Raw genomic sequence first — 7,955 nt, forward strand, 5'->3', positions numbered from 1 at the left:
ATGTGGAAGACGGTGACCGCATTCTCTATCGCAGTCTCGGTGGCGATGCGCTGGATGGTCTTGACGACGATCTTGCGTGCCTCGGCATTCGCCTTGAGCTTAGCATCATCGATGATCTCATTGGTCATGATGGCGGCGCTTGACTTGACCTCGCTCTTGAGGTGCTCCATCAGCTGCGCCTTGGCCTCATCCTTAGTCAGTCCGCTGGTCTCCTCGAGCTGCTCGAGCTGTTGGAGGCGGAGTGCCTCGAGCTCGGCCTCCTTGCCTTTATTGAAGTCGATCTGCTTCTTCAGGTTGGCTCCCTCCTCCTCTATCGCCTGTGAGCGGCGGGACATGTCGTCCTGGAGCTTGGAGAGCTGCTCCTCGCGTTTCTTCAGCTTGGACTCTATGGACTGCAGGGTCGCCTGACGAGCCTGCACTTCGTCGGCGAGCTGGGTTTTTTTCTTCAGGAACTCCTCCTTGATCTCGAGGAGCTTATTCTTCTTGAGCATCTCGGCGTCCTCTCTCGCCTTAGCCATATACTCATCTCGAGTAATCTTGGCTTGGTCGAGATACTCCTGCCGGGCCTCTTTGGCTTTGGCGATCTCGTTCTCATAGAGTCTCTGGGCATGGCGCTCGTTCTGCTTATTGAGCAGAAGCCAGCCCGATGCCAGGAGGACTATAGAGACGATGATCGCTATTATTATTGGGCTCATATGGTGTTGTATCTTACTGTAAGTGGAATATACTCTCCTATCTCCCCAGGGTCTTGTCCAGGTCATCTGCCAGTCTGGCGAGACGTCTGTCGTAGTCGGCGTGCTCCTGCTGCTGGAGTAGATGATACTTGTCCCTCCCGAGGTGGATGGCTGCGTAGGTGAGTGCCTCCGGGACCGTCAGATCGTATCGGGACTTGTACTCGTCCAGGAGATGATTGAGCTCCTTGGCGGCCGCTCTGAGGGCGGCCTCTGTCTCCTCTTCGCGGGGGATGGTAACAGCCATAGGCACCTCGCCCACGCGGAGGTTGATCACGCGGGTGAGCGTCGGTGCAGGTGTCTCTGCCTGCATATCCGGGGATCTGTCAGGCATGACGGCTGTGGAGTAATGGGTGTTGGGTAAGTGTCAGTAGGTATTACTTGGTGTGAGTCTCCAGGAGTCGGAGGACGTCGTCCACGGTCTCTACGAGATCATCGATCTCTCCGTAGAGGCTCTCCGCAGACTTGCGTACATCCGGGTCATCAGCTGAGATGGGTGCTCTGAGGGCGAGCTTTTGCTCGAGTCCTTCTGCTCTGGTCGTCTCCTTGGCAAGCTGACTACGGAGCAGACTATTCTGGTCTCTAAGCAGCTCTACCTCCTGTCGTAGCGCTCCATAGCGCTCTATGAGGTAGGCTGTCCTTAGCTCTACTCGATGGAGGGCGTCCCCCTCGGTGAACTGATGATCTGTACTCTCTGACACGATCGGTACGTGAGAAATCAGCCCTCGCGTCCCTCTACCCTTACCTCTCTGTCGATGCGGCGGATAAGCCCCTGAAGGGTGTTACCCGGACCAAACTCGATGAAGCGATCAGCTCCGTCAGCGATCATGCGCTGTACAGTCTGTGACCAGAGGACCGGTGCGGTGAGCTGCTTGACCAGATTATTCTCGATCTCCTTGGGGTCGGTATGCGGCTTGGCATCGACATTCTGGTAGATCGGGCAGCGGGGGGTCTGGATATGCGTCTGGTGGATCGCCTGCTCCAGCTCCTGACGAGCTGGCTCCATCAGCGGGCTGTGGAATGCACCACTCACCTTCAGCGCAATGGCACGCTTGGCTCCCGCCTTCTTCGCCTCCTCCATAGCCTCATTGACTCCGTCGATGGAGCCGCTGATGACTACCTGCCCGGGGCTGTTGTAGTTGGCGGGGATGACCAGTTTGTCGAGGATATTGGCGCAGATCTCCTCCACCTCGGCATCCGGGAGGCCGATGATTGCCGCCATCGTCGATGGAGCCTCAGCGCAGGCCTTCTGCATAGCCACGGCACGCATATGAACGAGTCGGACAGCGTCCTCAAAGGAGAGAGCCCCGGCGACGGCGAGGGCAGTGAACTCTCCCAGAGAGTGTCCTGCCACCATGTCGGGCTTCTCCTCTGAACCGAGGATGGCAGCGGAGATGTAGGAGTGGACGAAGACGGCAGGCTGAGTGACTGCTGTCTGCTTAAGCTCCTCCTCCGTGCCGTCGAAGATGATCTTGCTCAGACCAAAGCCGAGGATCTCATCCGCACGATCAAAGAGGCGCTTCGCCTCGGGATTATTATCGTACATGGCCATACCCATGCCTATGTGCTGGGATCCCTGGCCGGGAAATACGTATGCTAGCATATGGATGTATGTATCTTTAAGAATTGGGGTTCTATAATACTTCTCCCACAAAGATAAGGAAAAGAGAGGAGTATCGGAAAGCTTTTGTATTGCTTTGTTCTTGTGGTTTTCTAAGTCGTGTGTCAGTCCTGCTTTTTGAGACTGCGTTGTCCGTGTCCTCCGTTAGTCTTCAATCAGTTTGCATTCCATATCGCTGATGTTCTCACTCATAATCTTGTGTGGACTTAGGGGATCACGAGGCGCTGTCCGGGGCGGATGTTATTGGAGCGAAGGTTATTTGCTCGCTTGATCTGGCTGACGGTGACGCCCCGGTACTTCGATGCGATGCCGGAGAGGGTGTCGCCCTTCTTCACCGTGTAGTAGCGGGCACTCTGCTGTCGGCTGTTGCTTTTCTTGCTTGCCGTACCGGACTTGGCGGCCGAGACGGAGGTCTTGTCGCCTGTACGGATCACCAGCCTCTGTCCGGGGTGGATCGTATTTGATCTTAGACCATTCCACGCCTTGATCTGAGCTGTGGTGACGTGGTACCGACGAGCGATGGAGCCGAGAGAGTCACCTCGTCGGACGCGATAGGTCACTTCTCGCTCACTGTCGGCGGTCTGCACCTCGTCGATGTCAGGTGCGCTGTCCTTCTCCTTAGCCTCACTCTTATGGTGACTGGCGAAGTACTTCTCCTTATTGGAGGCAAAGTCGATCGCCGCCTGAGCTGGCAGGACGATCACCTGAGACTGCTGGTTGCCGGGGATGATCCCCTTCTTGTACATAGGATTGAGCAGCTCGATGGTGTCGAGAGAGACGCTGGTGATCTCCGCCAGCTCCCTCGTCGTGCAGCGCCGGGCGAGATGAACCGTATCGGTCGCTATGGGGATGTGGATCGCCGAGGGGCGAATGTCATGCTCCCTGTAGTACTCCATGCTGTAGAAGGCGGCGATGAAGAAGGGCACGTAGGATCGGGTCTCGCGAGGGAGGTAGGGGAAGATCTCCCAGAAGTCTCTCTTCCCCCCGGAGCGGCGGATCGCCTTATTGATGTTCCCCGGACCACAATTGTAGGCCGCTATGGCGAGCATCCAGTCGCCGTAGAGGGCGTACATGTCCTTGAAGTACTCGCACATAGCGCGGGTGGACTTGCGGGGATCCATACGCTCGTCGACGACTGAGTTGATCGTAAGTCCGTAGATCTTGCCGGTGCGGAGCATAAATTGCCAGAAGCCGGTCGCCCCCATCCGCGAGACGGCGGTGGGATTGAGTGCACTCTCGACGATGGCGAGGTACTTCAGCTCCAGCGGTAGCCCCTGCCGGTCGAGCTCCTCCTCGATGATGGGGAAGTAGTAGGTGGCGCGGCTCAGCATCAGGCTCATGAGGTTGCTCCGGCGGTTGACATAGAGGTCGATCGCCTCCCGGACGGCGGGGTTGTAGGTGAGCGGTATGGCGCTCTCCATCTGCGCCAGTCGGTCGCGGTAGAGCTGATCCTTGCTCTCCAGCTCCCTCTTGCTCGCCTGTCGGTGCGGCTTGCTGAGGGAGTAGTACTCCTTGTACCGAGCGTTGAGGAGCGAGTCGAGGGCCATGTCGAAGCTCTCCGGCAGGCGCCCCAGGTCGGGCTCCTCGCCCTCGCTCTGACCGAATGCCCGAGGCATGGCAAGCGCCATCAGTAGGAGGAGTAGAAGGAGTGGGATAGGGCGGCTCATAGTAGAGGTCAAAAAGATAGTGCGACCTGGACGGCAGGACCGCCCGACGAGGGGAAAGTGGTCGAGGGAATGTAGGTGGGAGTCGCCCGAAGCGTTAGCTCCGGGGAGATGTCGAAGTGTGCCAGCTCCGCATCGACATAGGCATCAATGATGGAGAGGGCATAGACACCTACGGAGACAATGATGGAGAGGTCGCGATTGCGCCTGTAGAAGTCTCGTCCGTGGCGAAGAGTCTCTTGGAAGGAGCCGTTTGTTCTGTAGCTATTGGGGTCGGCTCCTGCAGGGACAAAGGCGATCCACGAGTCGTTGGTCATCGGGTCGTCGCTCTTGATGTCGCTGTAGGCCTTGGCGTACTCGACGAGGTTATTGTTATTCCACGAGATGGCGTAGTAGAGGGCGGTCATGCCACCGATGATGATAGGGACCTTCCAGTACTTCCTATTATAGACCTGTCCACCCCCGGGGATGATCGCCCAGAGGACGGCGGCGCGGGGACTGGGGGAGAAGGTCTTCTGCGCCCCAGGCTTCGTGGGCACCTCCGTTGGTATCAGCCGGGCGCTGTCCTGCTGCGCTGCCAGGGCGTCAGCCTTGGCGGGCGTGAGGATGGTGGTGTCTTGCTGAAGGGGTGTCGTGGGGATGGTATCGCAGCCGACCGCCTCGCTACCGTATGCCAAGCCCGTCCCCAGGCTCAGGACCAGGAGAAGGAGAATGGGCAGTAGTTGACTACTCGATCGGCACATACACTACAGCTTGCTCAGCATGGAGAGGATCTCCTGCAGCTGCTCATCGCTGGCAAAGGGGATCGTGATCCGACCCTTGCCGGAGGCGTTGCAGCTCATCTTCACCTTTGTCCCGAGGCTCCTCGAGATCTGGTCTGTGGTGCTGCGGTACTGTGCCAGGCGCTCCTTGGCTGCCTGACGAGCCTCCTGCGACTTAGCCTTACTGCTCGGCTCGGCGGTGCTGTACTCGCGCGCCATCTGCTCCACGTCTCGGACGGAGAGGTCGTCGGTGAGGATCTGCTTGTAGAGTGCCAGTTGCAGTTCCGTGTCCTCGATGCTGAGTAGGGCGCGGGCGTGTCCCATAGAGAGCTTCCTATTCTTCAGTCCCAGCTGGATCTGTGCTGGGAGCTTGAGGAGGCGGAGGTAATTGGCTACTGTGGCGCGCTTCTTCCCCACTCGTGTCGCCAGCTCCTCCTGCGTCAGCCCGTCGGCATCGATCAGCTTGCTGAATGTGAGAGCGATCTCTATCGCATTGAGATCCTCGCGCTGGATATTCTCGATCAGCGCCATCTCCACCACCTGGTCGTCATCCACGGTGCGGATGTAGGCGGGGATCGTCTCCAGCTCTATCAGTCGGGCAGCTCGATAGCGCCGCTCGCCGCTGATGATGATGTACTTCCCCTCGCCCTTGCCATCCTCTCGGACGGTGATCGGCTGTACCAGCCCGATGTGCTTGATCGACGAGGCAAGCTCCTCGAGCGTCTCGGCATCGAAGTCTGCACGCGGCTGATCCGGATTGGGGTAAATGGCATCGAGAGGCAGCTCGGAGATGGAGGAGGATCCTCCGGTCTCCACCTTCTTGATATTGACGAAGTCGTTCGGGAAGAGGGCGTCGAGTCCTCGTCCGAGGGAGGCGCTGTTTCTATTGTTCGTACTCATGAGATGGTTCGGCGGATCTGGATGTGATTATTCTCCATCACCTCGTGAGCCAGCTCGAGGTAGTTCTGGCTACCCTTGGAGGAGAGGTCAAAGTCGAGGACGCTCTTCCCGAAGCTCGGTGCCTCGCTTATGCGGACATTGCGATTGATGACCGTGTCGAAGACGAGGTCCTTGAAGTGCTTCTTGACGTCCTTGTAGACCTGCGTGGAGAGCTTCGTCCGGCTGTCATACATGGTCATGAGGAAGCCCTCTATGTCGATGGGGGGATTGAGCCGCTCCTTGACGATGCGCAGGGTACTGAGGAGCTTGCTGATGCCCTCGAGGGCGAAGTACTCGCACTGTACGGGGATGATGACCGAGTCGGCGGCGGCGAGGGCGGCAATCGTGATGAGCCCAAGGGAGGGCGCACAGTCGATGAGGATGAAGTCGAAGTCCGGCTTCAGCAGCTCCGTGATCCGCCTGAGGACGTACTCCCTCTGCGGGACGTTGACTAGCTCCACCTCCGCGCCTGCGAGGTCGGTGTGTGATGGCAGGATCTCCAGTCCCTCCACAGAGGAGGGGATCAGGCACTTCCTCGGGTCTGTGTCTCCGAGGATGCAGCCGTAGGTAGAGAGCTCGGCGGACTTGGCCTGAGCGCCGAGACCGCTGGTGGCATTGGCCTGAGGGTCCGCATCGATAAGGAGCACGTGGCACCCCAGAGCGACCATTGCCGCAGAGAGGTTCATCGCCGTCGTGGTCTTGCCGACACCGCCCTTCTGATTGGATATAGCTATTACTTTGCCCATAGCATTTGCCTGATGATGATCAGCGACAAAGTTAGGCAAAATCTATCACATACTCTCCGGCACATTGCCCGCCGGAGAGACCTCTCAGTCGGCGTACTCGCTGATATTGTCCTGCGTGGCGGCGTTGTAGTAATCGATGAGGTACCACTTGTCGTCCGGGGACTCCCGGGCGAAGGTGTACTGCTCCAGGATGTCCGAGTCGAGGTATCCGGTGCAGAAGGATGCAGTGTCCCGCTCGATGATGATCCATGAGGCGAAGTAGCCGGTGCTGTCAGGGGTGATGATCCGGAAGGGATCCTCAGCCACGTGGGGCGGGGTGATCCCGCTCGGCAGCAGGGTGCGTGATCGGACCACGCCGGCATCCCTGCGGAAGCTTACGAGGAAGGTACTCAGCGGCTCCACCCCCTGATTGCAGGGCGCATCGCTGCTTGCGAGGAGGGCGTTATTTGACTTGTAGGTCGCATAGGTACAGGGCTCCTCCTCCGGCTCGGCGACCGGCGGAAGGCTCTCCTCCATCGTCAGGGGAGCGGTCGTCGCCTCCTCCCATCCCTTCTCCTCCCTCTGGTCTTTGCTGCCGCTGCAGGAGAGGGATCCCATCAGCAGGAGTACCAGCACTGCGCTCCTCATCCCAAGCCTCTTCGCTCTCATGACCATATAGTATTAAGGTGTGACCCTGACTTAGTCGTCGTAGATGTCCTCCTCGTACTCATCCGCCTTGGATCGAGTACGACGGTGCTTCTTCCGTCCCTTACGCAGCTCGCGACTCTTCGGATCCTCGTAGCGCTCATCCTCCTGCCGAAACTGCTTCCCCTTGCCGGCTTCGCTGCGTCCCAGCTCCTGGCGCTCCAGCCTGCGGAGGATTCCCTTGAGCGGGATCGAGACGTCATCCAGAGCGACGATGTCTCCCGAGCCGGCCTTGTCGCCGATCTGGATCTTCTGTCCATTGACAGTGACGCGCCCCTGACGGATATAGTCCTCAGCCTCACGTCGTGTGTAGTCGTAGTATTCTGCAATAATGCGACTTACTCGTACTTCCATGATGAAGTAAAATGATTAGAAAGTATTTCCAATGATTAACAATAGATTGGCATACAAAAGTACTCTTTATTCCCATCAAAACAAGCACCTCCGGATCGGCTGATGACTAAACCCGATATTAGTGCGCACTAATACCGGGTTTAGTGATCACTAATACCGGGTTTAGATTTTGCCCGTATCGGATCACTCCGGCAGCACCTTCCGGATGTGCTAAGTGCAGTAAGCAATTAGGGGGGCTTTGGCTCCGTCTGTGAGACGCTGTCTCATAGGACTATCCGGTTCGCTCTATTCCGATAATGTTCTGGTTATTAGCTGTGTACAATGACTTTGACCGGTTGTTTTTTGTCACCCGCTGGGTTAATGTGAAAATTTAGTATTCCAAAACCTCCATTTTTCTTGATTAGTCCGACTCTTTTTTCCATACATTTGTCTCAGACAAGACAATTACAATCACC

10 protein-coding genes are annotated in these 7,955 nt (G+C 57.6%); all 10 read right to left on the reverse strand.

Features of this window, described 5'->3' with window-relative positions; translation table 11 throughout:
* The coding region (locus Q0F21_RS04015) for an Rnase Y domain-containing protein (RefSeq protein WP_297237628.1) at window positions 1–695 on the reverse strand (695 nt) is incomplete at its 3' end.
* Window positions 696–732: 37 nt separating this feature from the next.
* Window positions 733–1,065, reverse strand: a complete 333-nt coding sequence (locus Q0F21_RS04020) for a cell division protein ZapA (RefSeq protein ID WP_297237630.1) — start codon at window positions 1,063–1,065, stop codon at window positions 733–735.
* Between the two features lie 43 nt (window positions 1,066–1,108).
* A complete protein-coding gene (locus Q0F21_RS04025) occupies window positions 1,109–1,432 on the reverse strand; it encodes a hypothetical protein (RefSeq protein ID WP_297237632.1) in 324 nt (107 codons plus the stop codon).
* Window positions 1,433–1,449: 17 nt separating this feature from the next.
* Entirely contained in the window at window positions 1,450–2,334 is an 885-nt protein-coding gene (fabD, locus tag Q0F21_RS04030) for an ACP S-malonyltransferase (protein WP_297237634.1), read from the reverse strand.
* Window positions 2,335–2,558: 224 nt separating this feature from the next.
* A complete protein-coding gene (locus Q0F21_RS04035) occupies window positions 2,559–4,019 on the reverse strand; it encodes a lytic transglycosylase domain-containing protein (protein WP_297237636.1) in 1,461 nt (486 codons plus the stop codon).
* An 8-nt stretch (window positions 4,020–4,027) separates the two neighbouring features.
* Window positions 4,028–4,759 carry a DUF5683 domain-containing protein gene (locus Q0F21_RS04040; RefSeq protein ID WP_297237637.1) on the reverse strand — a complete coding sequence of 244 codons (732 nt, stop codon included), beginning with the start codon at window positions 4,757–4,759 and terminating at the stop codon, window positions 4,028–4,030.
* A 3-nt stretch (window positions 4,760–4,762) separates the two neighbouring features.
* On the reverse strand, window positions 4,763–5,677 hold the full coding sequence (locus tag Q0F21_RS04045) for a ParB/RepB/Spo0J family partition protein (protein WP_297237639.1): 915 nt from the start codon (window positions 5,675–5,677) through the stop codon (window positions 4,763–4,765).
* On the reverse strand, window positions 5,674–6,462 hold the full coding sequence (locus Q0F21_RS04050; protein ID WP_297237641.1) for an AAA family ATPase: 789 nt from the start codon (window positions 6,460–6,462) through the stop codon (window positions 5,674–5,676). Before Q0F21_RS04050 ends, Q0F21_RS04045 begins: the two co-directional genes overlap by 4 nt.
* 84 nt (window positions 6,463–6,546) lie before the next feature.
* Window positions 6,547–7,110 (reverse strand): hypothetical protein, encoded by a 564-nt coding sequence (locus Q0F21_RS04055; protein WP_297237643.1) that lies wholly within the window; start codon window positions 7,108–7,110, stop codon window positions 6,547–6,549.
* Between the two features lie 30 nt (window positions 7,111–7,140).
* Entirely contained in the window at window positions 7,141–7,500 is a 360-nt protein-coding gene (locus Q0F21_RS04060; RefSeq protein ID WP_297237645.1) for a S4 domain-containing protein, read from the reverse strand.
* Between the last annotated feature and the right edge of the window lie 455 nt (window positions 7,501–7,955).

Origin of the sequence: uncultured Porphyromonas sp. (genome assembly GCF_934359325.1) — a bacterium.
Taxonomy (GTDB): Bacteria; Bacteroidota; Bacteroidia; order Bacteroidales; family Porphyromonadaceae; genus Porphyromonas_A.